The sequence below is a fragment of the Kiritimatiellia bacterium genome (genome assembly GCA_018001225.1).
In the GTDB taxonomy this organism is placed as follows: domain Bacteria; phylum Verrucomicrobiota; class Kiritimatiellia; order CAIQIC01; family JAGNIJ01; genus JAGNIJ01.
In genome coordinates, this window is the sequence record JAGNIJ010000012.1 from 49,443 (window position 1) to 72,626 (window position 23,184).

The window sequence follows — 23,184 nt, forward strand, 5'->3', positions numbered from 1 at the left end:
GGGTTCAGGGTTCAGGGGAGGGGCAGGAGCAGGAGGTCTTTTCGCCGGACGGGCCCTTGCAACTGCAGGAGCCGTGGCGGCGGTTTCGACGCGTCAGCGCCAGGCCGAGCCCGAGAATGCACAGGGCCACGACACCCAGCACGACCGCCAGTTGCACGAGCAGGTTCATGACTCGCTCTTGATCATGACCAGGGCCATTTTGAACGGCTTCGCGGCCTTGAGGGCGTGCGGCTCGTGGGCCGGCATGATGACCATGTCGCCGGCCTTCGCCCGCAGGCCTTTCCCGGAAATCGTGATGCGGGCCTCGCCGTCGAGGATCCAGACCATCGCGTCGAACGGCGCGGAATGGGTGCTCAAGCCCTGCCCCTTGTCGAAGGCGAACACGGTCACGGTGCCGGCCTTCTTAGAAAGTACAGTACGGCTGACCACCGCCCCGGCCTGGTAGTCCGCCAGCCCGGTCAGCGGTATCGCCCGGGACATCAAATCGCCCGGCTTTTTCACGGTTTTTTTAAGCGCCATATGGGTCTATCCCTTCTCCAAACATCTTCCCCGTTCAGAAGTATACTATACCTGATCGTCCGCGGCTGGTACAAAAGACTTACATGAAACGGTTGCATTATCCAGTCCTGCTCCTCGCGCTGCTGGCCGGCCGCGCCGCATCGGGCGCATGGCAGGACAAGGTCGACCCGCGCGTGCTGCAATCCGTTGATGGTTCCAGCGATGCGCAGACGGAATTCCTGGTATTCCTGGATGAGCGCGCCGACCTGTCGGGGGCCGCCGCACTGCGGACCAAGGAGGAAAAAGGCCGGTTCGTGTACCGCGCGCTGACGGCAACCGCTGAACGGACCCAGCCCGCCCTGCGCGCGCGCCTGCAATCCCTGGGCGCGCTCGAGCAGTCGTTCTGGATCGACAACATGCTCCTCGTCCGCGGCAACGCGTCCCTGGTCCGCGAATTGGCGGAACGGGGTGACGTGCGCCGCCTGTCCGCGAATCCCTGGGTGGACGCGCGCCTGCCCCGCGACCTGGCCGCCCCGCGCTTGCCGGACGCGCCCACCGCCGCGGAGTGGGGCGTCAGCAAGGTCAACGCGACCGGCGTCTGGGCGCTGGGTTTCACGGGCCAGGGCGCGGTCGTCGGCGGCCAGGACACCGGCTACGACTGGGATCACCCGGCGCTGAAAAACCAGTACCGCGGCTTCGACGGGAGCGCGACCAACCACAATTATAACTGGCACGACGCGATCCACAGCGGGGGCGGCGGCTGCGGTGCGGACTCGCTTGTTCCCTGCGACGACGACACGCACGGCACGCACACGATGGGCACCATGGTCGGCGACGACGGGGCCGGCAACCAGGTCGGCGTCGCGCCCGGCGCGCGCTGGATCGGGTGCCGCAACATGAACGTCGGCTGGGGCACGCCGGCGACGTACGCGGAGTGCTTCCAATGGTTCGTCGCGCCCACGGACCTGACGAACGGGAATCCCGACCCGGCGAAGGCGCCGGACGTGATCAATAACTCCTGGGGGTGCCCGACGGCCGAGGGATGCACGGATCCCAATGTCTTGAGCGGCGTCGTGGCCGCCGCGCGGGCCGCCGGCATCGTCGTCGTGGCCTCGGCCGGCAACAGCGGTTCGGCTTGCGGCACGGTCAGCGATCCGCCGTCCTTCTACGAGGATTCCTTCACCGTCGGCAACACGGACTCCAGCGACAACATCAACAGCGGCAGCAGCCGCGGCCCGGCGACGGCGGACGGCAGCGGGCGGATGAAGCCCGACATCAGCGCGCCGGGCACCAGCGTACGCTCCTGCGTGCCCGGCACGGGCTACGGATACAAGACAGGCACCAGTATGGCGGCCCCGCACGTCGCGGGCACCGTGGCGCTGGTCCTGTCGGCGCATCCCGGGCTGCGCGGGCAGGTGGACCGGATCGAAAAACTGATCGAGCGAACGGCCGTGCCGCGGACCACCGCCCAGGAATGCGGCGGCGTGGCCGGGACAAACGTGCCCAACAATACCTACGGCTGGGGCCGCGTGGACGCCTGCCGGGCCATCGGGCTCGACGACGACGACGCGGACGGCATGCCGAACTGGTGGGAAATCGTCTTCGACCTTAACCCCACGAACGCCGCCGACGCCGGGCTCGATCCCGACGGCGACGGGCTGTTCAATGACCAGGAATTCAGCGCGAACACCGATCCCACGAACGGGACCTCGGTGCTTCAACTGACCGAGGCCCTGCCTTCGGGCTCCAACGCGGTGGCCGTGGCGTGGCGGACCGGCCAGGAAGGATTCGACACCGGCCGCACGTACGATCTCTACCGGTCGTCCAGCCTGGCCGATGGCGGAGACTGGACTTGCGTGGCCTCCAACATCCCTGTCGCCGGCGCACTGACCGGGTTCACGAACGAATGGGATTCGGGCGCGGTTTCGCAGGCCTACTACCGCGTCGCGATTTCCGGCGCGAGCAACGAGGTCCTGTCTGCGCCGATCGCGCTGCGGCCACGCCGCTAAGCGGGCCGCGGGCGGCCCCCTGAATCTTTAGCGTGCGTGACTTTTCTGTACGAGCCGGTGAAATGTGACACGGGCGTCTCGCCCGTGCTTTTTCACGGCCGGGACGGCCGTGCCACCCTTCATATCCAATCCTTCGCTAAACATTCAGGCGACCCTGCTCCACTGCAAACCGGCTGGCTTTTTGATCCCGCGCTGGTATCGTGACCGTTTGCGCGGAGAGAAACCGATGGACTTGCTGACCAGAATCCGAAACGGCGTGTTCCTGATGGACGGGGCCATGGGCACCCAGATCCAGGCCCGCGCCGTGCCGGCGGACGCCTGGCAGGGCCGCGAGGGCTGCAACGAGCTGCTCAACGTCACGGCCCCCGACATCATCGGCTCCATCCACCGCGCCTATTTCGAGGCCGGCAGCGACGCCGTCGAGACGAATACCTTCGGCGCCTCGCCCCTCACGCTCGGGGAATACGAATTGAGCGATCGCGCGCGGGAGATCAACCGGGCGGCCGCCCGGCTGGCCCGCGAGGCGGCGGCCGCTTTCTCTACGCCCGACAAGCCGCGCTATGTCTTCGGGTCCATCGGGCCCGGAACCCGGCTGCCGACGCTCGGCCAGGTGGGGTTCGACGACCTGCGCGCGGCGCTGCGGGTCCAGATGGAAGGGCTGCTGGAAGGCGGCGCGGACGGCATCCTCCTGGAAACCTGCCAGGACCTGCTTCAGATCAAGGCCGGCCTCGCGGCCTATGACGACGTGGTGGGCCGCTCGGCGAAAGTACCGCTGTACGTCTCCGTGACCGTGGAGCAGACCGGCACGTTGCTGATCGGCTCGTCCATCGCCGCCGTCGTCGCCGCGCTGTCGCCCTACCCCATCCACCTCCTCGGGCTGAACTGCGCGACCGGGCCCGAGGCGATGCGTATCCACCTGGACTACCTGGCGGCGAACTGGCCCCGGTTCCTGGCCTGCATGCCGAACGCCGGCCTGCCGGAAATGAAGGCCGGCGGGGTTCACTATCCGCTGGGGCCCGCCGTCTTCGCGGAGAAACTCGGCGCCATGGCCCGCGAGGTGGGGCTGAACGTCGTCGGCGGCTGCTGCGGCACGACGCCGGACCATCTCCGCGCCCTGGCCGCCGCCTTGGACGGGTTCGTCGCGCCGGCCCGCGCCGCGCGGGCCCCGCAGCAGGCGGCCAGCGTCTTCTCGCCCGCGGACCTGACGCAGGATCCGCCGCCGCTGTATATCGGCGAGCGCGCCAACGCGACGGGCTCCAAAAAGTTCCGCGACGCCTTGCTGGCCGATAAGTACGACGACGCCTTCGCGATCCTGCCGGAGCAGGAGGAAGCCAGCGCCCACATCCTCGACTTGAGCTGCGCCTACGCGGGCCGCGACGAGAAGAAGGACATGGAGATCCTCGTCGCGCGCGCCGCCCGCGAGTGCCGCGCGCCGCTGATGATCGACTCCACGCAGGCCGACGTCATCGAGGCCGCGCTGAAGCTCTACGGCGGCCGCGCGCTGATCAATTCCATCAACTTCGAGTCCGGCGAGGACCGCGCCCGCCACGTCGCCGGGCTCGCGCGGAAATTCGGCGCGGGACTGGTCTGCCTGACGATCGACGAGACGGGCATGGCCATGACCGCCGACCGCAAGGTCGCCATCGCGCGGCGGCTGGTCGAGTTCTGCGAGGCCGAGGGGGTCCGCCGGGACGCACTGTTCGTGGACACGCTGACCTTCACCATTGGCAGCGGCGACCCGACGCTGCGCACGGCCGCGCTGGAGACCCTCGAGGCGATCCGCCGGATCAAGCGGGAACTGCCCGGCGTCCGGACGATCCTCGGCCTGTCGAACATCTCCTTCGGGCTCAAACCCGCGGGCCGGAAGGTGCTCAATACCGTATTCCTGGACCGCTGCCTCAAGGCGGGCATGGACGCGTGCATCATCAACGTCGCGTCCATCGTGCCGCTGACGGACCTCGCACCCGACGCCCTGCGCGTGGCCAACGCGCTGCTGGACAACGATGCCTCGGCGGGCGACCCGCTGGAAAGCTTCATACAGTTCTTCGAGGGCGCGGTGGACACGGGGGCCGAGGCCGCCGCGGCCGAACTGCCGCCGGCGGAGGCGCTGGCCCGGGCGGTGATCAAGGGCAAGACCCAGCCGCTGGAGGCCGCCATCCCCGTCCTGCTCGGGCAGTACGCAGCGGAACACATACTGAACGAGATCCTGATCCCGGCGATGAAGGAGGTCGGCCGCCTGTTCAACGACGGCATCCTGCAACTGCCGTTCGTCCTGAAGTCCGCCGAGGTGATGAAGAAGGCCGTGGACCTGCTCAAGCCGCACATGAAGAAGGACGAGAGCGGCGGGCGGCGCGGCCTGATGGTCCTCGCCACCGTCGCGGGCGACGTGCACGACATCGGCAAGAACCTCGTGGACATCATCTTGAGCAACAACGGGTTCCAGGTCGTCAACCTGGGCACGAAGATGCCGATCGAGAGAATGATGGCGGCCGTGCGCGAGCACAAGGCCGACGTGCTGGGGATGAGCGGCCTGCTGGTCAAGTCCGCGGCGATCATGGCGGAGAACATGAAGGCGCTCGAGGCGTCGGAAATCCGGATACCGATCTTCCTCGGTGGCGCGGCGCTGACCCCCGGGTTCGTGGCCGACGCGTGCCAGCCCCAGTATTCTTCGCCGGTCGTGTACTGCAAGGATGCCTTCGAGGGCCTGGCAAAAATGCGGGAGCTTTCTGAAACCGGCCGCCTGGAAAAAACCCCGCCGAAGCCGCCCTCGGCCCCGGCGGTGGATTTCGAGGCGCCGCCGGTGAGCATTGATCTTTCCCTGCCGCCGCCCAAGCCGCCGTTCCTCGGGCACCGGCTCGCCACGGATATCCGGCTGGAGGATGTCTACCCGTACCTGAACGAGACCGCGCTGATCCGCGGCCGGTGGGGCTACCGGCGCGGCAAGCTGGGCGCGGACGAATACAACCGGCTCATCGAGGACGAGGTGAAGCCTCGCCTGGAAGCCCTGAAAAAGCAGTGCGCCGAGTCAGGCCTCTTCCAACCGAAGGCGGCGCACGGCTGGTTCCGGTGCCGGGCCGAGGGCGAGACGCTGACGGTGTTCCCCGCGGACGGCGGAGAAGCGATCCCCATGGTGTTCCCGCGGCAGGCCCGGTCGCCGGGCCTCTCGATCCCCGACTTCTTCCGGCGCGACGAAGATATCGCGGGCTTCATGGTCGTGACGCTCGGCCCGGGGCTGGAAACCGAGAACGCCCGGCTGTTGCAGCGCGATCATTACCAGGACTACTTCCTGCTGCACGGCCTGGCGGTGGAAGTCACTGACGCGCTGGCCGAGTACTGGCATGCCCGGATGCGGGCGGAGTTGGGTTTCACCGAGCCGCCGCTGGCGATCCAGGATTATATCGTGCAGAAGTACCGGGGCTCGCGGTACGGGTTCGGCTACCCGGCGTGCCCGGACCTCGCGATGAACAAGAGCTGCTGCGATCTCGTCCATGCCGGAGAGATCGGCGTGACCCTGTCGGACAATTTCATGATGGTGCCGGAGGTGACGACGTCCGCCCTCGTCGCGCACCACCCGGCGGCGAAGTACTTCAATGTCTGAAGAAGAGCCCGCGGATTACGCGGATGGACGCGGATACGAGCAGGCCACATGACTAATAAATATTCCCATTTTTCCGAGGTGGACTGGGCGCACTGGAACCCGACCGAGCGCGCGACGCTGATGTTCGTCATCCGCGACGGGCAGGTGCTGCTGATCCACAAGAAGAAGGGGCTCGGCGCGGGGAAGATCAACGGGCCGGGCGGCCGGCTGGACCCGGGCGAAACCCCGCGGCAGGCGGCCATCCGCGAGGTGCAGGAGGAACTGGTCGTCACGCCCACGGGCGTGCGCGAGGCGGGCGAGCTGATGTTCCAGTTCGTGGACGGGTTTTCCATCCACGGCTACGTCTTCACGGCGACCGGCATCGAGGGCGAGCCCCAGGAAACCGGCGAGGCGATCCCGCTCTGGACGCCGCTGGACCAGATCCCGTTCGACCGGATGTGGGAGGACGACCGGGTGTGGATCCCCCTGATGCTGGCCGGCACGCCGTTCACGGGCCGGTTCCTCTTCGACGGGGACAAGATGCTGGAGTATCGGCTGGAAGAAGGCCGCGACGCTCTCCGCCACGGCGGACCGGCGTGACGCCGAATCGGTCTCACTCCAACGCGGAGCGAACTTCTCGGATCAACTGCTCGACGCGGGCGAGGATGGCGCCGATTTCGCGGCGGGTTCGGCTGCGCCACTCCATGTCGGCCAGGCGCTGCTCGTCGGCCGCGTCCAACCCGGCGAGGGCGTCTTTCAAGTACCGGCGGGCCTTTTTGAGCCGGACCAGCGTGTCGCCGGCAAACAGCGGGTCCGGCGGCCATTCTTGCTCCCGGGAAGAACGGTTCAGCGCGCCGGCCAGCTTGGCGGAGGCGAACTGGACGCCGTGCTCGATTTCATAAAAGGGGTGTTCCGGGGACGCCCCCTCGGGAATCCAACGATTGTTCTTCGCGTCGTGGTGCAGGCGCACGCCCAGTTCGCTGCACAGCTCGACCAGCGGGTGATCGGGAAGGTCTACGGGTTCGCCCTTCATCTCCTCGAGGGCTTCCTCGGCGGCGGCATTCATGTCCTCCACCCAGGCGGAGCGCTCGGCCTCCTCCTCGGGGGTCAGCGGCTCCGGTTCGGGCTCGCCGCGCTCGCGCCGCAGCCGGGAGCGTTCCTCGTCCATGATGCGCTCGAAATCCGCCTCCGCGCGGCCTTCCCGCTCGAGGCGCGCCTGGACGCGGTCCATCAGCAGGTCCATCCGGGCCGCCTCGGCGTCGGCCTCGGCTTCCGTCCGGCTGGTGGGCCTGTCGGCTTCCTCCTCGTTCCCCGCGGGCGCCGGCCCCGCCGCCCCGACCAGGCGTTCCATGAAACGTGTAATCGCTTCCTGGTTGGCCTTGCGCTGGGCATCTTCCTCGGACTCGGTCATCTGCCAGGAGGGCAGCCCGTCCAGTTCGATCCGGTAATCCGCGGACTCGATCACGACTCGCCCGTTACTCTCGCTGAACCATTCGAGGTAAAGGCTGTTCGCCCAGTGAAACGTGAAGGTCTTCCCGGACTTGTAGCCCGCCAGGAATTCCTCCATGGGGCCATCCGGCATCTTCACCTTGCGGGACGCCGTGATGTCGCCGACCACGCCGGCCTGGAGGTCCGCGAATCGGGAGAGGTCGGCCGTCTTGGGCGCCGGGTTGGTGATGAGCACGCGGTGGCCCGCGAGGTCCCGCCAGGGATTGCCCTCCAACTTCAGCGTCACCGGCCGGTCCCGGCCCGCGAACCAGAGCATTCCGGTCACGCGGCCTTTCGTCCGGTTGTCCAACTCCGCCCGGACCAGGGATTCCTCAATACGCCACGCCATGCCCTCCTCCTTACGGCAATTCCCGGAAATGGTGCTTGTGCCGGCGTTCGAGTTCCCACAGCTTGGCGTACTTGGCGAACGCGGCGTAGGCGCTGATGACGGCGATGATGAACCCGTGCATGCCGTCGAGGAATCCCGCGCGCAGGAAATACCCCTTGATGAAATGGAACGGCGGCCGGAAGAACAGGTCCAGCCACCGGAACGGCACCTCCTGCACGAACTTCTGCTGCGCGGAGATGGTGGAAAACCGGTTGGCCGTGTCCATGTGGTCGCGCAGGTCGTCGTAGGTGTAATGCCAGACAGGCCCCTTGAGCCGCTTGACAGGGCCCTTGACGACCACGGTGTCATGCGGCTCGATCCCCTCGGTGCGACCGCGGCTCTTGCGGAACAGGCGCAGCTTGACGTCCGGGTACCACTCGCCGTGCCGGATCCAGCGCCCGATGTAGTAGACCTGGCGGGGGAACTCGTAGCCCACGAACGGGTCGGTGCCGCGCTCGAACTCGGCCAGGATCTCCTCGCGCAGCGCGGGCGAGACCTCCTCGTCGGAATCCAGGTAGAGGATCCACGGGTGCAGGGCCAGGTCGCGGACCATGTTGCGCTGGGCGATGTACCCGAGCCACTCGTGCTGGTAGAACCGCTCCGTGTACTCGCGGCAGATGGCCGGGGTCTGGTCGGTGCTGAAGCTGTCCATGACGATGATCTCGTCGCACCAGGCGAGGCTGGCGAGGCAGCGGCGGATTTTCCGCTCCTCGTTGAAACAGATGACGCAGGCGGATATCTTCTCGCGCATGGCGGATCAGTCCGGCGCGGGTTCGCCGTCGGTTTCGCGCCAGAGGTCGGCGGGCAGCGTCCGGGGCCGGTCCACCTCGGCCTGGAGCACGTCCTTGTAGAACAGCTTGAGGCGGAACCCGTAGTACCGGCCCAGGTGCCCGGCCGCGCCCGGCACGCGGCACTGGATGGTCGCGATCGCCGAACCGCCGTTCGTGAGGACTCCCTCTTCGAACTCCGGAGGGCTGACCAGGACTTCCACCCGGGCCGGGTAAATACGCTGGGTTTCTTCCTCGCGGATGAACAACTGCACCTCCATCCGTACCCCCTCGGGCTCGATGGTCACGCCCGGCGCCGCGCGCAGGCGCAGGCGCAGCAGGCGCGCCTCGTCGGGAGAGTCGTCCTGGGGCAGCTTGACCTGCTCGACGGTCTCGATCGCGAGCCAGGCCGTGTAGTCCGGCGACGGGGCCGGCGGTTCCGGCGGCGCCGGGCTTACCGGGGCCGCGGGCGGCGTCGCCGTCCGCGTGCCCAGATCCTCGACGGTCTCCTTGATCGTCGCGAGCGTCGCCCGCATGGATCGCAACTCCTCCTCCATCTGCGGCGGCAGGACCGGCGGCGCCGGCTCGGGCGGAATGGGCGCCGGGGGCGGATTGGGCACCGCCGCGGCGGGCGTCTCCGACGGAGAGACCGCGGCCGGCTTTGCGCGCCGGGCAGCCCAACGCTGGTAGGCGATGAACAGCAGCAGGAACAGGAGCAGCAGGAGCAGCGTGCGGGGCGTGGCGCCCATCCGGCGCCGGGGTTCCTCCTCCCCGTCTTCCGCCGCGGTGGTCTCGACCTCGGTCTGGAGCAGGGCCTGGACCAGGAAGCGTGTCCGGCCGATCTCGATCTCGTCGCCGTGCCGCAGGTGCGCCTCGCGGACCTCCCGCTTGTTCACCAGAACGCGGTTCATCGTCCCCAGGTCTCGTACGACCAGTCCGCTGTCGTTGTGCTCGAACACGGCGTGGCGGAGCGCCACCTCCTCGTCGTCGAGGTGAATGGCGCAGGCGGGATCGCGGCCGACCGTCGTCGGCGCGCGCTCCACGGTCAGCCGGCGCCCCTTCAGGGGGCCGCTCAAAACTATGAGGCGGTACAGCATCGTTCCCCGGCTATTCTAATGAAAACCACCCGGAAGCCTAGTTTTTCCAATGTCCGGAAAAAGCGCGAGAATAATTTCCAAGGCTTGGACGCCGGCCTCACGGGCGCCACAGGTACATCAGGCGCGGCGCGTCCGAGCTCATCCAGCGCGGGAGCCGCACGGGGTTGCGCATGGAGGCCAGCCAGTCGGAAAAGGTCAGCGTGTGGGAATAACGCACCAGCTTGACCGATTTCTTCCCGAGTACTTCGGGCAACCCGTCCAGGAGGTCGGTCCAGTAGCCTATGTCATCGATCAGGCCGTATTGCTTCGCCACGTCGGAATCGAAGACGCGGCCGTCGGCCAGCTCGCGAAGCTTCTCCGGCTCGACGCCCCGGGCGGCGACCACGGCCTCGAAAAAACGGGCGTACGCGGAGTCGACGATCTTCTGCAGGATCGCCCGCTGTTCCTCCGAAACCTCTCGGAAGGGATTGAGCAGGTCCTTGTGCTCGCCGGACTTGATGGTCGTGTCCGTGACGCCCAGCTTCTCGCCGAGCGTCTTCCAGTTGAGCGTCTGCATGATCACGCCGATGGACCCCAGCAGGGCGGTCGGCTCGGCCACGATCCAGTCCGCGGGCAGGATGGCGTAGTACCCGCCGGAGGCCGCGAGGTCCTGGACATAAGCGACGACGCGGCGGTCCTCGCCGCTCTCCCGGAATTCCAGGACGGCCTGATAGATTTCGTCGGCCGAGGTCATGTCCCCGCCGGGCGAGCTGACCTCCAGGACGATGGCCGCGACGTCCTCGTCGTTCTGCGCCGCGCGGATTTGCCGGAGGATGGACTCGATGGGATCGAGCGCGGGCCCGAAGAGCGAGCCGTCGCTCACGAACCGGAACAACTCGCCCTGGACGGGAATACGCACGACCTTGGCCTCGCCCTCCCCCCACGACCAGGTCTCCTCGAATTCGGGAAACTCGTCCTCCGCCACTTCTTCTTCCGGGCTCCAGCCCGTGAGGGCGCGGCCCGCCAGCAGCCCGATGTTCATGGCCACGCTGCCGACCAGGGCCATGATCAGGAGGAGGAGCAACAACCAATAGCCCACGCGGGTCCCGGCTTTTTTCGTTTCCGTCATGGAAGGAATCTACCCGCTCGAACGCGGCGGCGCAACGCCATCGTTTCGTGATGGAGACGCCGCTCACCCGTGGCGCCAGCCTGCGGGCCGGGGGCGGCCCGTCTCCAACAGCACCTCGCTAGGGAGCCGGCAGCCGGGCTCCCGTGAGATTCACAAAGCCCGGCGTGGGCCGGCAGACGAACCGGCCGCCGGACTCGCGCAGGATGAACAGCGCCTCGATCCCCGGCCAGGACTCGATCCACTTCATCCCCTCCTCGGCCCCCATGACAAACAGCGTCGTGGCCAGCCCGTCCGCCGTCATGCAGTCCGGCGCCACGACGGTCACGCTCGCCAGGTCATGCCGGATCGGCCGGCCGGTCCGCGGGTCCAGGATGTGGGTAAAACGCTCGCCCTTCTCATCCACGAAGAAGTTCCGGTAATCGCCGGACGTGGCGACCGCGAGGCCGGAAAGATGCAGGATCGTTTCGAGCTCCTGGCCGGGCAGCGCGTCGGGGCGCGGAGCGTCCACCCCGATCCGCCACTTCTGGCCCTCGGCGTTGTGCCCGTACGCGACCACCTCGCCGCCGATTTCGACGAATGCATTGCTGATTCCGCGGGCCCGGATCACGCGCGCCGCCTCGTCCACCCCGTAGCCCTTCGCCACCGCGCTGACGTTCAGATGCAGGCCGGGCACGGCCTTGACCAGCTTCCCGTCCGGCGTCACAGACAGGCGCCCCGCCCCGGTCCGCTGCCGCGCCTCGGCCAACTCCCCGTCGGACGGGAGGTGATCCGCGCGGCCCGGCGCGCCGAAGCCCCAGAGATCGATCAGCGGGCCCAGCGTGGGATCAAATACCCCGCCCGAGCGGCGGCTCAACTCCAGGGCAAACCGGACCACGGACGCAAAGCCGGGCGAGACGGGAAACGGCTCGCCGGATTCATGCCGGTTGAACCGGGATATCTCGCTGTCCGGCTGGTAGTGAGACATCTGCCGGTTCACCTCGACGAGGCAACGATCCAGTTCGGCCTGCAGTTCCCGGAGCGCGCGCCGGCCCAGGGGCGAATCGGCCAGCTTGATCGAGTAGAGCGTGCCCATCGTCTCGCCGGTCCAGGCCGGATGCCTCGGGCCCGGCGGGTCGCGGCGCCAGGTCACGGCGGCGAACGCCACGATGACCGCCAGGACCGGCAGCAGTTTCCAGGGATTCACTTTGCGGGGCTGAATGAGCATGGGGAAGGGTTCAGGGTTCAGGGTTCAGGACGGCCGCGTGAAGGTCCACATGCAACGGAGGCTCATCAGAACTCGTCGTAGGCGATCATCTCCTTGTCCACGCCGACATTGTAGAGCATGGCGTTGACGGCGGCGATCATCGGCGGGGGCCCGCACATGTAATACTCGATCTCGGACGGATCCTCGTGCTGGGCCAGGTAGCGGTCGTGCACGACGGAATGGATGAACCCCACGGGCCCCTTCCAGTCATCCTCCGGCCGCGGCTCGCTCAACGCGATGTGGAAGGTGAAGTTGGGGAACTCCTTCTCCAGCCTGCGGAAATCTTCTTCGTAGAACATCTCGCGCAGCGACCGGGCGCCGTACCAGTAGCTGATCTTGCGCTTCGACCGTTTCGTTACGAGCAGGTCCATGATGTGGCTGCGCAGCGGGGCCATGCCGGCGCCGCCGCCGATGTACACCATCTCGCGCTCGCTGTCCTTGGCGAAAAACTCGCCGTACGGCCCGCTGACCATGACCTTGTCGCCGGGTTTTAAGCCGAAGATATAGCTCGACGCGATCCCGGGCGGCACGTTCATCCCGGGCGGCGGCGTGGCGATGCGCACGTTGAGCTTCACCAGGTTGCCCTCGGCGGGATAGCTGGCCATGGAGTAGGCTCGGAATACCGGCTCGGTGCTCTTCGCCCGGAAATCCCAGAGCTTGAAGGCGTCCCAGGCGTCGCGGAACCGCTCGTCGATGTCGAAATCCCGGTATGCCAGTTCGTACGGCGGAATGTCGATCTGGATGTACCCGCCCGCCCGGTACTTCAGGTCCGTGCCCGCGGGCAGGTCGATCACCAGTTCCTTGATGAACGTCGCCACGCTGCCGTTGGACCGCACCGTGCCCTCGAATTTCTGGATCTCGAGAACGTCCGCCGGGATGCGGATCTTGAGGTCGCGCTTGACCTTGAGCTGGCACGCCAGGCGCAGCCCCTCCTTGGCCTGCTGCTTGCTGATGTGGCCGGTTTCCGTCGGCAGGATGCTCCCGCCGCCGTCGGTCACGGTGCACTTGCACATCGCGCACGTTCCGCCCCCGCCGCAGGCGGAGGGCAGGAAGATGCGCTCCGACGCCAGCGAGGACAGCAGCGTCGATCCCGCGTCCACCGTCAGTTTCTTGTAGCCCTCGTTGATGTCAATCGTCACCGGGCCGCTCGGCGCGAGGCGCCGCGAGGCGATCATCAGGCCCACGGTCAGGAACAGGATGATCCCGGTGAAGACCACCACGCTCGCCGCGACGTATAGCACCGTGTGTTCCATGCTCCCCTTACAGGCTGATCCCCGAGAAGCACATGAACGCCATGGCCATCAGGCCGGTCAGCAGCATCGTGATCCCGAGGCCCTTCAGGCCCGGCGGGATGTTCGAGTAGCGCAGCTTTTTGCGGATGGCGCCCATGCCGGTGATGGCCAGCGCCCAGCCGGCCCCGGACGAGAAGCCGTAGACGACGGACTGCACGAAGGTGTAGTTGCGCTCGACCATGAACAGCGAGCCGCCAAGGATCGCGCAGTTGACCGTGATCAGCGGCAGGAAGATGCCCAGCGACTGGTAGAGCGGCGGGAAGAACCGGTCCAGCACCATCTCGACGAACTGCACCAGGCAGGCGATCACGGCAATGAAGCAGATGAAGATCAGGAACGAAAGGTCCAGCGCCGCGAGGGCCGGGCTCCCGGTCCAGGCCAGCGCGCCGGGCTCCAGGAAGAAATGCTTGATCGCCCAGTTCGCCGGGACCGTGATGAACTGGACGAAGATGACGGCCGCGCCGAGGCCCATCGCCGTGTCGATCCGCTTCGAGATCGCCAGGAACGAGCACATCCCGAGGAACGTCGAGAGCAGTATGTTCTCGATGAAGATCGACCGAATCGCGAGGCTGATCAATTCCATGTTCGCCTAGTCCGTTTCAAACTTTTTCGACAGCGTCCGCTGCACCCAGATCAGCAGGCCCAGCACGATGAACGCGCCCGGGGCCAGCAGCATGAACCCGTTGTTGAGGTAGCCCGCCTCGTAGGCGGCGGCCGGCACCACCCGGAACCCGAGCCACTTGCCCGAGCCGAGGATCTCGCGCACGGAGGCCACGACGACCAGCACCAGGCTGTAGCCGAGGCCGTTGCCGATGCCGTCGAGGAACGACAGGCCGGGCGGGTGCTGCAGGGCGTACGCCTCGAGCCGACCCATGACGATGCAGTTGGTGATGATCAGGCCGACGAACACGCTCAACTGCCGGCTCACCTCGAACATGTACGCCCGGAGGAACTGGTCCGCCACGATCACCAGCACGGACACGACGGCCATCTCCACGATCATCCGGATGCGGCTCGGCAGCGAGTTCCGCAGCAGCGAGATGACCAGGTTCGAGCCCGCCGTGACCACCGTCAGCGCGATGGCCATGACCAGGGCGGTCTGCAGCTTGACCGTGACGGCCAGCGAGGAGCAGATGCCGAGGATCTGGATCGTGATCGGGTTGTTCTCCGACAGCGGATCCACCAGCACTTTTTTATAGTCCCCGGCCATTCGGCTCATCCTCCGCCCCGGATACCCGTAAAATACTTTTCGTACTTTTCAAGGTCCGCGTTCAGGAACCGGTTGATCCCGTTGCCCGTCAGCGTCGCGCCGCTGATGCCGTCCACCGCGCGGTCGCTGCCCTCCGGGTAACGGTTCGCGACGGCGCCCTTGACCACCTCGATCCGCTGCAGGCGCCCGTCCTTGAAGACCTTCTTGCCGACGAACTGCTTCTGGAAGGCGTCGGTGGAGATCTCCGCGCCGAGCCCGGGGGTCTCGCCGTGGCGGTAGAACGTCACGCCGATGATCGTGCTCAAGTCCGCGTCGAGGGCTAAATAGCCGTAGATCGTGGACCACAGCCCCTTGCCGGAAATCGGGAAGGCGTAGCGCGTCACGCGGTCCCCGTCTTTCCAGAGGAACAAGGGCAGCTTGCGCTTGGCTTCGAAGTCGTCCCGGGAGATGTCGCGGACGGCGACGCCGGGCAGCACCTGCCCGGTATCCGCATCGAGCACCGTTTCCCAGATGTGCTCGCCGAAGATCTTTTCCACCTCGGCGCCGCCGATGACCCGCCCCTGCCCGTCGGTCGTGGCCACGCCGAAGGCCTTGAGCACGTTGATCTTGCGGTCCAGTTCCACCTGGAAATCCTGTTTCGACTTCAGGAGGGCCGCCGTTCCCGACAGCAGCAGGCTGCACGCGACACAGACCGCTGCTGCGTAACCCAGCATGTAGGCGTCACCCTTGGCCATGGTTCATCCTCGCCAGGTAGCGCTGCCGCCCGCGGAGGTGCGCCTGGAGCACCAGGTGGTCCAGCAGCGGGGCCATCACGTTGCAGAACAGGATCGCCAGCATGTTGCCCGCCGGGTAGGCGGGATTGAACGCGCGGATGACGACGGTCATCAGGCCGATCAGGAACCCGTAGATCCACTTGCCCGCGGGCGTCGCCGCCGCGGACACCGGGTCGGTCGCCATGAACACGATGCCGAAGAAGACGCCGCCCATGACGAGGTCGTAATAGAAGGGCAACTGGAGCACCGGGTTCGCGAGCCGGGTCGCCTCGGGCAGGAAGTTGAGCAGCGTGCCGGTCACCGCCAGTCCCAGCAGACCGCCCGCGATGATCCGCCAGGAACCGATACCCGTCAGCACCAGGATCAGAAGGCCCAGGCCCACCGCGATGGCCGAGGTTTCGCCGATGCTGCCCGGCTCCAACCCGACGATCATGCGCTGGAGCGTGAAGCCGGATTCCCGGAGGAATTCCAGGGCATCCGCCCCGGCCGGCGCGGCCTTGGCCACGGCCAGCGAGGTCGCGCCCGTGAAGCCGTCGGCCACCTGCGTCCAGTCGGTCACGGCGGCCCAGACCTTGTCGCCCGAGATCTGCGCGGGATAGGCGAAGTAGAGGAACGCCCGCGCCGTCAGGGCGGGATTGAGCACGTTGAAGCCCGTGCCCCCGAAGATCTCCTTTCCGATCACCACCCCGAACGAGACGCCGACCGCCACCAGCCACAGCGGGATCGCAGGCGGCAGGACCAGCGGGAACAGCAACCCGGTGACCAGGAACCCCTCGTTGATCTCGTGCTTGCGGATCGTGGCGAACAGCACCTCCCAGAACCCGCCGACGGCGTACGAGGTGATGATGATCGGCAGCACGAGGCGCAGCCCCTGGAGGACGTGCTGCACGAACCCCGCGCCGGCCACCCGGTTGACCGTGTTGTACATGTACCCGGCGTTGAAAATGCCGAAGAGCGTGCACGGGACCAGCGCGAGCACGACGAACATCATCGTGCGCTTGAGGTCCAGCGCATCGCGCACGTGCGGCGGGCCATCGGTCACGTCCGGAGGGGTGAGCAGGAACGTGTCCCCCGCGTCGAACACGGCGTGGAAAAGATGCAGCGGCTTGCCCGGCGCGAACCAGGGGCGCATCTTGTCGAGCATCTGTTCCACGAATTTCATGGTCAAGTGTTCGGTGTTCGGTGTTCAGTGTTCGGGACTTGTTCCTCACTATTCACTTCTTCAAACGCCTTCCTTCTCCGCCTCGGCCAGGCCGCGGTGGATGATGCCGACGAGATCCATCTTCGACGGACAGGCGAACGCGCACAGCGCGAAATCCTCGGGATCGACCTCCAGGAGGCCCAGCTTCACGGCCTCGTCCACGTCGTGCGCCAGCACCGCGCGCACGAGGTAGTCCGTCATGATCCGCATCGGCACGTAGCGGTCGTACAGCCCGGTCAGCACCATCGCCCGCGGGCTGCCGCGGCGGTTCGTGTCGAGAGGCCACTTCGCCCCGCGCCGGAGCCAGGTGGAGAGAAAACTCGGCGACCAGCTGAACACGTTCCAACCCGGCGCGATCCAGCCCATGAAATGCCGCTCGCGCCCCTCGGACAGGACGCAAATTCCCGAATCCTGGAACCGGAGCGCGCTGTCTGGTGTCACGCGTTTACCGGCCAGCAGGTCGCCCGCCACGATCCGCTGTTCGCCGTCCGCCAACCGGCCCTTCAACAACGATTCCAACGGGCTGCCGAGCCGCGCCCGGTAGTACTGCCGCGCGCCTTCCAGCACGCCGGGCCCCGCGAGCATGACCACGCGGTCCGGCGGCATCGCCCCGTCGAGGAGAAGCCGGCCGATCTGCACCAGGTCCACGGCCTTGACGGTCCATACCACGTCGTGCGGACGGATCGGATCGACGTGATGAATGTGCACGCTCGAATTGCCGGCGGGATGCGGGCCCCGGAAATAATGGATCTGCGCGTTCTTCGCGGCGGTCAGCGCCGGCGGCAGGTCGGCACGGCCGCCGGGCAGGCACAGATGCACCTTCCCGGCCGTCAGGCGCGTCATGGCATCCAGGCCCGCCTGAAAGGCCGCTTCGTGTCCGCGCACGAGCACCGCGGCATCCGGCTGGAACGGCGCCGTGTTCATCGCGTTGATAAAAATGGATTTCGGCCGGGCGGCCGGATCGGGAATGCGGGAGAAGGGCCGCTGCTTCAGCAGCGCCAGGTAACCGGTATCCAGCAGCACGCCCAGGACCTGGTCTCGCGAAAGCCCGGGCACTTGAGCCGCGGAAAACCGGGGCAAGGGCTCCGTGCTGTCCTCGCCCAACCGGATCGTGATCCGTTCGAGGGCGCGCCGATGGCCCAGCGCCACTTCCTCCACAGTCCCCGCCGCGGGGGACCGGAACTTCAACGCCTCGTTCTTCTTGCTATAGAAAAGGACGGAACCGCGCTTGACCGTGTCCCCCGGCTTGACCTGCGGGCGGGGTTTAAGTCCATCAAACTCATTGGGATAGACGGCTATGCGCTCGCAAGGCGGTGCCTCCGCCACGGCGGGCCCGGGAGCCCCGACCAGCGGTATGTCCATGCCCTTCTTGAGGTTGTGCGTATTCATGAAGGCGCGACGTACGGCCACCGGTAAAACTCGCGGTTACTCTACAAGGTCAGCGCCAAAAGTCAACGGGCCGCGCCACGGCTTCAGCCATTCTCATTCTGGGCAAAACAGCAGGCTCATAGCGCCTGCTGTACCGTGGATGTCTGTTGAAAGCACAGCGGGGGCTACGAACCCGCTGTGATTCGGGCGGCGAAAAAGCGCCAGAAGCAGAATTGCCGCCACGGCTTCGACCTTGCGGCGGCCGCCCCGGCTGCTTTATCCTCCCCCGCGAGGCCCCCGGATGAAAAGATCGAACAGCCTGGCGGTGATCGTGCCCGTCTTCAACGAACGGGACGCCGTGGGCGCCGTGCTGGAAGCCCTCCTGCGCTTCGCCGAAAACCGCGACATGGAAATCATCGCCGTGGACGACGGCTCGGACGACGGCACCTCGGAGATCCTCGCCGGGTTCGCCGGGCGCGTGCTTTTGCGGCGCCACGCATCGAATCACGGGTACGGCGCTTCGCTGAAGACCGGCATCCTCGCCACCCAGGCGCGGGACGTCCTGTTCTTCGACAGCGACGGCCAGCACGATGTCGCCGACCTTCCGAAAATGCTCGAGGAACTGGAGCGGCACGAGTGCGTCTTCGGCGCCCGGCCGCCGGGCGCCGGGATCCCGCTCGTGCGCAAGCCCGGCAAATGGCTGCTCCAGCACGTGTGCAACTTCCTGGCGGGCCGGAAAATCCCCGACCTCAACTGCGGCCTGCGCGCGGGGCGCCGGCTGCTGTTCATGCGGATGCTGGACCTGCTGCCGGAGGGTTTCTCGTTTTCGATCACCTCCCTGATGTTCATCATCAAGAGCCGCTACTCCTATGTCTTCGTGCCGGTCCACTGCGGGCCGCGCGTGGGAAAGAGCTCCGTCCGGATCTTCCGCGACGGCGTCAAGGCCGTCCTGCTCGCGCTACGGCTGATCATGCTCTTCGACCCCTTGCGCGCGCTGGGCGTACCGGCCGTCGCGCTCATCGCGGTCGGCCTCGCCTACCAGGCCTACATCATCGCGGTGTTCCGGTTGAAGATCGTCGGCGGGGCGATCCTGGCGATCCTGTCCGGCATCCTGCTCTTCCTGTTCGGGCTGCTCGCGGACCAGGTCGCCAGCCTCCGCAAGGAGATCAGCTCGCACAACAGCCTTTTCTGGGAACTCGAGCAGCAACGCGGAAAAGACGGGGATGAGTAACCCGCGCCTCCTGGTGATCTGTCACGGTTTTCCCCCGTTCCACGGCGGCGCCGAGCTGGCGGCGTGGTACCTCGCCCGCGAGGCCGAACGCGCCGGCTGGGCGGTGGACGTTCTGACCTCGGATCTCGGCGGGCGCCTGCCGGCCGAAGAAATCCTCGACGGGCTTCGCGTCCGCCGGGTCCGCGCCCCGAAAAAGGATTGGACCCGGCACACGGCGGGCGAACTCGGACGCTTCTACTTGGCGGCGCGGCGGCGCCTGGGTGACTTCGCGGAGCCGAAGCCCGACCTGGTGCTGGCCCACTTCTCGTTTCCCGCGGGCCGGCTGGCGCTCGACCTGAAGCGGCGGCACGGCATTCCGTACGCCGTGGTCCTGCACGGCTCCGACGTGCCCGGCTACCAGCCCGAGCGGTTCGGCCTGCTGTACGCCCTGCTCAAACCCGTCGTGCGGCGGGTCTGGCGCGGCGCCCGGCAGGTGATCGCCGTCAGCGACTCGCTGCGCGACCTGGCGCTCCGCACCTGGCCCGGGGGACAAATTGCCGTGATATCCAATGGCGTGGACACCGAGCGGTTCGCCCCTCCACCCTCCCGGCCGGCCGGCGACGGCCGCCTGCGCGTCATCACCGCGGCCCAGCTGATCGAACGGAAAGGGCTGCGCCACTTGATCGCGGCGCTGACGGACCGCGAATCCCTCACGATCTGCGGCACCGGTCCGCAGGAGGCGGAGCTGCGGTCCCTGGCGGTCTCGCTCAAGGCCCCGGTGCACTTCGCCGGCGCGGTCAAACCGGAAGATATGCCGGGCCGGCTGAATGACTCCGATATCTTCGTGCTGCCCTCGCTGCAGGAAGGCCTGCCGCTGGCGCTGCTGGAGGCCATGGCCGCGGGCCTCGCCGCGATAGCGACACCGGTCGGTGGAATTCCCTCCGTGATCCGGGACGGGCAAAACGGGCTGCTGGTCCCGACCGGCGACGCCCCCGCGATCCGCGCGGCGCTGGACCGGTTGCAGGCCCCTGAACTGCGCCGCCGGCTCGGTGACGCCGCGCGGGCCGCGGCCCTGGCGCACGGCTGGGCCGCCGTCTGGCGGCGATACGCCGAACTCCCCGGGATGCCAGCCCCATGAACGGCGCCGCAAACAATATTCTCATCCTGGGCGGCCACACCCGGTTCAACTGCGGCGACCGCGCCATCCGGACGGCCATACTCGACCAGCTCCGCGCCGAGGATCCGTCCGCGCGCTTCCACATCGTCACCCGCGAGCCCGCGCGCGACGAGGCGGAATGGCAGGCGCACGCGATCGCGGGCGGAACGCCGGAACTGCTCCGGAAATCGGCTTTTCTGCGGAATCTCGGCCTGCTGATCTGGGGCGGCGGACACCTGCTCCAGGACGATTCGAGCAAGGTGAAGAACATGTACTGGGCGCTCGTCCTGAACCTGCTCCGGCTGCGGACGCGCTGCCCGATGGTCGGCTACGGCGTGGGCGTCGGGCCGGGCGATTCCGCGTGGGGCCGCTTCTTCGCCGCCCGGGCCCTGGCGCCGCTGGACGCCTTCGCCGCGCGGGATGAGCGGTCCGCCGACCTCGTCCGGCAGTGGACGCGCGGCCGGCTGCCGGTGCGCGTCCTGCCCGACCCCGCCGTGGACCTCCGTCCCGCCCCCCGGGCGGAAGCGGCCGCTTACCTGGAACGCGAGCACGGGGTCCCGTTGTCCGGCGACGAAGTCCGGATCGGCATCAGCCTCCGCCGCTGGTTCCACGTCGGGCGGCCTTTCCTGCCGCTGCAATGGCGGCACCGGTGGAAATCCGGCGCGCCGGCGGCCCCGCCCCTCTTCGAGCAGTTCGGCCGGAACCTGGCGGGCGCGCTGAATCGGTTGGCCGCCGGGCGCAGGATCCGGCTCCTTTTCTTCCCCATGTCCTGCTCGCCGTGGGAAGGCGACGACGCCGTCTGCGCCGAACTGCAGCGCGAGGTCGCGGCCCCGTCGCACCTCGTCAAGCCAGACATTCCCGCGCCGCTGCTCAAGGCCCTGTTCGGCCTCTGCGACCTTTTTGTCGGCGTGCGGCTGCACGCCACGATCCTGGCGCTCGGGATGAACGTTCCGATGCTGAACATCGCCTATGTCCGGAGGGCGTCCGACCTGTTTGCCCGCCTGGGCCTGCCCGACCAGTCCCTGCCGATCGAGGAAGCCGCCGCGCCGGGCGGCGAGGCACGCCTGCTCGACGCCTTGACCCGCCTGTACGAGGGGCGCCGGGAAATCGGCGGCGCGCAGGCCCGGGCCTGGGCGCCGCTGGCGGCCGAGTGCCGGGCCGGGTACGCCCGGTTCATCCAGGAAATTCTCGCGGGGAAACCATGACCACGAACCAGGGATCGTCCTTCGCGGCGCGGCTGGCCCGCGCGGCCGGCCGCGCCACGGGCCTGATCCCGTGCGGCGGCCGCCTCGCGCGGGGGCTGACCCGGGCGTGGCTGGCCTGGCGATCCGACGTGCCCGTGGTCGTGATCAGCGGCAGCAGCGGGAAGACCACCACCTGCCTGCTCCTGCAGGCGCTGCTCGCGGAGCGCTTCGCGGTGGTCGGCACGCGGGACAACGATAACCTGGACTGCCACCAGCACCGGCACGTGCTCCGGCTCGGGCTGCGGCGCCGGCGCCAGGCGCTGGTCCTCGAGGCCGGCATCCAGAGCGACCGTAACGCCGCGCGGTGGAACCAAGCCGTCCGTTCCGATTTCCTGATCCTCACCACGATCGGCCACACTCATCTGCAATGGCTCCATGACCGCCAGGGCGTGTTCGAGCAGAAGCGGGCGCTGCTGGACGGATTGAAACCCGGCGGCACGCTCCTGGTGAACGCGGACGACGACCTGCTGCGCGCCCTCCGCACCGATCCGCGGACGCTGACGTTCGGGATCGAGTCGGAAGCGGACTTCCGCGCGGCCGGCCTGGAGGCCGACGCCCGCGGCATCCGCTTCAACCTGGTCCGCGGCGGCCGCGTCCTCGCCCGGATCGAGAGCGACCTGCTCGGCCGCCACTACGCCTATCCCCTGCTCGCCGCCGCGGCCTGCGCCTCGCTCTTCGACCTCGATGCCGGCGCGATCCAGCGCGGACTCGCGCGGTTCCGGCCGGCGCCGTCCCGAATCAGCATCGGGCGCGAGCGGGGCTGGACGGTCCTGGACGACACCTACAGCTCGAATCCCGAAGCCGCGTGGGCGGCCCTGGAGGCGCTGCACCTGCTGGAAGGGCGAAAGATCGCCGTGCTGGGCACCATGCTCGAACAGGGCGAGCGCGGCCCCGAGCTGCACCGGGCGCTGGGGCGCCGGCTGGCCGCCGGGTTCCCGGAACTCCACCGGCTCCTCGGGTACGGGCCGCTCTCCGAGCTCATTGTGGCGGGGGCCGTCGAGGCGGGATTCCCCGCGGAGCGGACGTTCCAGACCGACAGCAAGTTCGAGTTGCTGGCGCAACTCGACCGCGTGGTCCAGCCCGGCGACGCCGTGCTGATCAAGGGCTCCAACCAGCTCATGCTGGGCGACGTGGTCCGCCGGCTCGGCGCGCCGTGGTTCACCGCACCGCTGGAGAACATGCCCGCCGTGCGCGCCGTCGGCGCGTTCGGCGCCTACCGGATCCCGGACCGGCGGCACGAGGGCCTGGACCTGCCCGCGGAACCCGGCACGCCCGTGCGCGCCATGGCCGAGGGAACCGTATATTTCGCGGGCCGCGACGGGCCGTACGGGCGCTGCGTGCGCATCCGGCATTTCGCCAACACGGTCAGCGTCTATGCGCACCTGGACGCGATCCTGTGCCGCCGCGGGCCCGTGGCCCTCGGCGCGATCATCGGCCGGACCGGCCGCTCGGGCATCCCGGCGGGGATCGGCGATTACGACTATCCGCACCTCCACGTGGAACTGCGCGTCAACGGGATCCCGCAAGATCCGTCGCCTTACTACGAATGAGGGCG

General features: G+C 67.8%; 20 protein-coding genes. 7 read left to right on the forward strand and 13 right to left on the reverse strand.

Annotation, left to right across the window (positions count from 1 at the left end; translation table 11 throughout):
• Window positions 1-4 precede the first annotated feature (4 nt).
• Window positions 5-169: a hypothetical protein gene (locus KA248_06000; protein MBP7829451.1), complete on the reverse strand. Its 165-nt coding sequence runs from the start codon at window positions 167-169 to the stop codon at window positions 5-7.
• Window positions 166-519: a cupin domain-containing protein gene (locus KA248_06005; protein ID MBP7829452.1), complete on the reverse strand. Its 354-nt coding sequence runs from the start codon at window positions 517-519 to the stop codon at window positions 166-168. The genes KA248_06000 and KA248_06005 overlap by 4 nt, the downstream gene beginning before the upstream one ends.
• A gap of 83 nt (window positions 520-602) precedes the next feature.
• Here KA248_06005 and KA248_06010 point away from each other — a divergent pair, with 83 nt between their 5' ends.
• The 3 genes from KA248_06010 (at window position 603) to KA248_06020 (ending at window position 6,684) form a co-directional block, all read left to right on the forward strand.
• Window positions 603-2,507: a S8 family serine peptidase gene (locus tag KA248_06010; protein ID MBP7829453.1), complete on the forward strand. Its 1,905-nt coding sequence runs from the start codon at window positions 603-605 to the stop codon at window positions 2,505-2,507.
• A 226-nt stretch (window positions 2,508-2,733) separates the two neighbouring features.
• Window positions 2,734-6,105 (forward strand): methionine synthase, encoded by a 3,372-nt coding sequence (gene metH, locus KA248_06015; protein MBP7829454.1) that lies wholly within the window; start codon window positions 2,734-2,736, stop codon window positions 6,103-6,105.
• A 48-nt stretch (window positions 6,106-6,153) separates the two neighbouring features.
• Window positions 6,154-6,684, forward strand: coding sequence for an 8-oxo-dGTP diphosphatase (locus tag KA248_06020; protein MBP7829455.1), 531 nt, complete (start codon window positions 6,154-6,156; stop codon window positions 6,682-6,684).
• Between the two features lie 13 nt (window positions 6,685-6,697).
• On the opposite strand, the gene KA248_06025 is transcribed toward KA248_06020, so the two are convergent.
• From KA248_06025 to KA248_06075, 11 genes are all read right to left on the reverse strand, one after another.
• A complete protein-coding gene (locus KA248_06025; GenBank protein MBP7829456.1) occupies window positions 6,698-7,921 on the reverse strand; it encodes a hypothetical protein in 1,224 nt (407 codons plus the stop codon).
• Window positions 7,922-7,931: 10 nt separating this feature from the next.
• Entirely contained in the window at window positions 7,932-8,711 is a 780-nt protein-coding gene (locus tag KA248_06030) for a glycosyltransferase family 2 protein (protein ID MBP7829457.1), read from the reverse strand.
• 6 nt (window positions 8,712-8,717) lie between these two features.
• Window positions 8,718-9,824, reverse strand: coding sequence for an FHA domain-containing protein (locus tag KA248_06035; protein ID MBP7829458.1), 1,107 nt, complete (start codon window positions 9,822-9,824; stop codon window positions 8,718-8,720).
• A gap of 97 nt (window positions 9,825-9,921) precedes the next feature.
• Window positions 9,922-10,932 (reverse strand): signal peptide peptidase SppA, encoded by a 1,011-nt coding sequence (sppA, locus tag KA248_06040; GenBank protein ID MBP7829459.1) that lies wholly within the window; start codon window positions 10,930-10,932, stop codon window positions 9,922-9,924.
• A gap of 118 nt (window positions 10,933-11,050) precedes the next feature.
• Complete coding sequence (locus KA248_06045) at window positions 11,051-12,136, reverse strand: FAD:protein FMN transferase (protein ID MBP7829460.1); 1,086 nt, start codon at window positions 12,134-12,136, stop codon at window positions 11,051-11,053.
• 65 nt (window positions 12,137-12,201) lie between these two features.
• Entirely contained in the window at window positions 12,202-13,428 is a 1,227-nt protein-coding gene (nqrF, locus tag KA248_06050) for an NADH:ubiquinone reductase (Na(+)-transporting) subunit F (protein MBP7829461.1), read from the reverse strand.
• Between the two features lie 7 nt (window positions 13,429-13,435).
• Window positions 13,436-14,050 carry an NADH:ubiquinone reductase (Na(+)-transporting) subunit E gene (nqrE, locus tag KA248_06055; GenBank protein MBP7829462.1) on the reverse strand — a complete coding sequence of 205 codons (615 nt, stop codon included), beginning with the start codon at window positions 14,048-14,050 and terminating at the stop codon, window positions 13,436-13,438.
• A gap of 6 nt (window positions 14,051-14,056) precedes the next feature.
• The gene (locus KA248_06060; protein ID MBP7829463.1) at window positions 14,057-14,686 is read right to left on the reverse strand and encodes an NADH:ubiquinone reductase (Na(+)-transporting) subunit D; all 630 of its coding nucleotides are present in this window, start codon (window positions 14,684-14,686) and stop codon (window positions 14,057-14,059) included.
• Complete coding sequence (gene nqrC / locus KA248_06065) at window positions 14,683-15,411, reverse strand: NADH:ubiquinone reductase (Na(+)-transporting) subunit C (protein ID MBP7829464.1); 729 nt, start codon at window positions 15,409-15,411, stop codon at window positions 14,683-14,685. Before nqrC ends, KA248_06060 begins: the two co-directional genes overlap by 4 nt.
• Window positions 15,398-16,612, reverse strand: coding sequence for an NADH:ubiquinone reductase (Na(+)-transporting) subunit B (locus tag KA248_06070; GenBank protein ID MBP7829465.1), 1,215 nt, complete (start codon window positions 16,610-16,612; stop codon window positions 15,398-15,400). The genes nqrC and KA248_06070 overlap by 14 nt, the downstream gene beginning before the upstream one ends.
• A gap of 60 nt (window positions 16,613-16,672) precedes the next feature.
• A complete protein-coding gene (locus tag KA248_06075; protein MBP7829466.1) occupies window positions 16,673-18,040 on the reverse strand; it encodes a Na(+)-translocating NADH-quinone reductase subunit A in 1,368 nt (455 codons plus the stop codon).
• Between the two features lie 280 nt (window positions 18,041-18,320).
• On the opposite strand from KA248_06075, the gene KA248_06080 reads away from it, so the two are divergent.
• The 4 genes from KA248_06080 to KA248_06095 are packed head-to-tail and all read left to right on the forward strand — an operon-like array spanning window position 18,321 to window position 23,179.
• Entirely contained in the window at window positions 18,321-19,250 is a 930-nt protein-coding gene (locus KA248_06080) for a glycosyltransferase family 2 protein (protein ID MBP7829467.1), read from the forward strand.
• Window positions 19,243-20,367 (forward strand): glycosyltransferase family 4 protein, encoded by a 1,125-nt coding sequence (locus KA248_06085; GenBank protein ID MBP7829468.1) that lies wholly within the window; start codon window positions 19,243-19,245, stop codon window positions 20,365-20,367. Before KA248_06080 ends, KA248_06085 begins: the two co-directional genes overlap by 8 nt.
• Window positions 20,364-21,590 (forward strand): polysaccharide pyruvyl transferase family protein, encoded by a 1,227-nt coding sequence (locus KA248_06090; protein MBP7829469.1) that lies wholly within the window; start codon window positions 20,364-20,366, stop codon window positions 21,588-21,590. Before KA248_06085 ends, KA248_06090 begins: the two co-directional genes overlap by 4 nt.
• Window positions 21,587-23,179 (forward strand): peptidoglycan DD-metalloendopeptidase family protein, encoded by a 1,593-nt coding sequence (locus KA248_06095; protein ID MBP7829470.1) that lies wholly within the window; start codon window positions 21,587-21,589, stop codon window positions 23,177-23,179. Before KA248_06090 ends, KA248_06095 begins: the two co-directional genes overlap by 4 nt.
• Window positions 23,180-23,184: the final 5 nt, after the last annotated feature.

Coding starts and splice junctions, on each gene's coding strand:
- KA248_06000 (MBP7829451.1), bottom strand. CDS start 169: ATGAACCTGCTCGTGCAACTGGCGGTCGTGCTGGGTGTCGTGGCCCTG.
- KA248_06005 (MBP7829452.1), bottom strand. CDS start 519: ATGGCGCTTAAAAAAACCGTGAAAAAGCCGGGCGATTTGATGTCCCGG.
- KA248_06010 (MBP7829453.1), top strand. CDS start 603: ATGAAACGGTTGCATTATCCAGTCCTGCTCCTCGCGCTGCTGGCCGGC.
- metH (MBP7829454.1), top strand. CDS start 2,734: ATGGACTTGCTGACCAGAATCCGAAACGGCGTGTTCCTGATGGACGGG.
- KA248_06020 (MBP7829455.1), top strand. CDS start 6,154: ATGACTAATAAATATTCCCATTTTTCCGAGGTGGACTGGGCGCACTGG.
- KA248_06025 (MBP7829456.1), bottom strand. CDS start 7,921: ATGGCGTGGCGTATTGAGGAATCCCTGGTCCGGGCGGAGTTGGACAAC.
- KA248_06030 (MBP7829457.1), bottom strand. CDS start 8,711: ATGCGCGAGAAGATATCCGCCTGCGTCATCTGTTTCAACGAGGAGCGG.
- KA248_06035 (MBP7829458.1), bottom strand. CDS start 9,824: ATGCTGTACCGCCTCATAGTTTTGAGCGGCCCCCTGAAGGGGCGCCGG.
- sppA (MBP7829459.1), bottom strand. CDS start 10,932: ATGACGGAAACGAAAAAAGCCGGGACCCGCGTGGGCTATTGGTTGTTG.
- KA248_06045 (MBP7829460.1), bottom strand. CDS start 12,136: ATGCTCATTCAGCCCCGCAAAGTGAATCCCTGGAAACTGCTGCCGGTC.
- nqrF (MBP7829461.1), bottom strand. CDS start 13,428: ATGGAACACACGGTGCTATACGTCGCGGCGAGCGTGGTGGTCTTCACC.
- nqrE (MBP7829462.1), bottom strand. CDS start 14,050: ATGGAATTGATCAGCCTCGCGATTCGGTCGATCTTCATCGAGAACATA.
- KA248_06060 (MBP7829463.1), bottom strand. CDS start 14,686: ATGAGCCGAATGGCCGGGGACTATAAAAAAGTGCTGGTGGATCCGCTG.
- nqrC (MBP7829464.1), bottom strand. CDS start 15,411: ATGGCCAAGGGTGACGCCTACATGCTGGGTTACGCAGCAGCGGTCTGT.
- KA248_06070 (MBP7829465.1), bottom strand. CDS start 16,612: ATGAAATTCGTGGAACAGATGCTCGACAAGATGCGCCCCTGGTTCGCG.
- KA248_06075 (MBP7829466.1), bottom strand. CDS start 18,040: ATGAATACGCACAACCTCAAGAAGGGCATGGACATACCGCTGGTCGGG.
- KA248_06080 (MBP7829467.1), top strand. CDS start 18,321: ATGAAAAGATCGAACAGCCTGGCGGTGATCGTGCCCGTCTTCAACGAA.
- KA248_06085 (MBP7829468.1), top strand. CDS start 19,243: ATGAGTAACCCGCGCCTCCTGGTGATCTGTCACGGTTTTCCCCCGTTC.
- KA248_06090 (MBP7829469.1), top strand. CDS start 20,364: ATGAACGGCGCCGCAAACAATATTCTCATCCTGGGCGGCCACACCCGG.
- KA248_06095 (MBP7829470.1), top strand. CDS start 21,587: ATGACCACGAACCAGGGATCGTCCTTCGCGGCGCGGCTGGCCCGCGCG.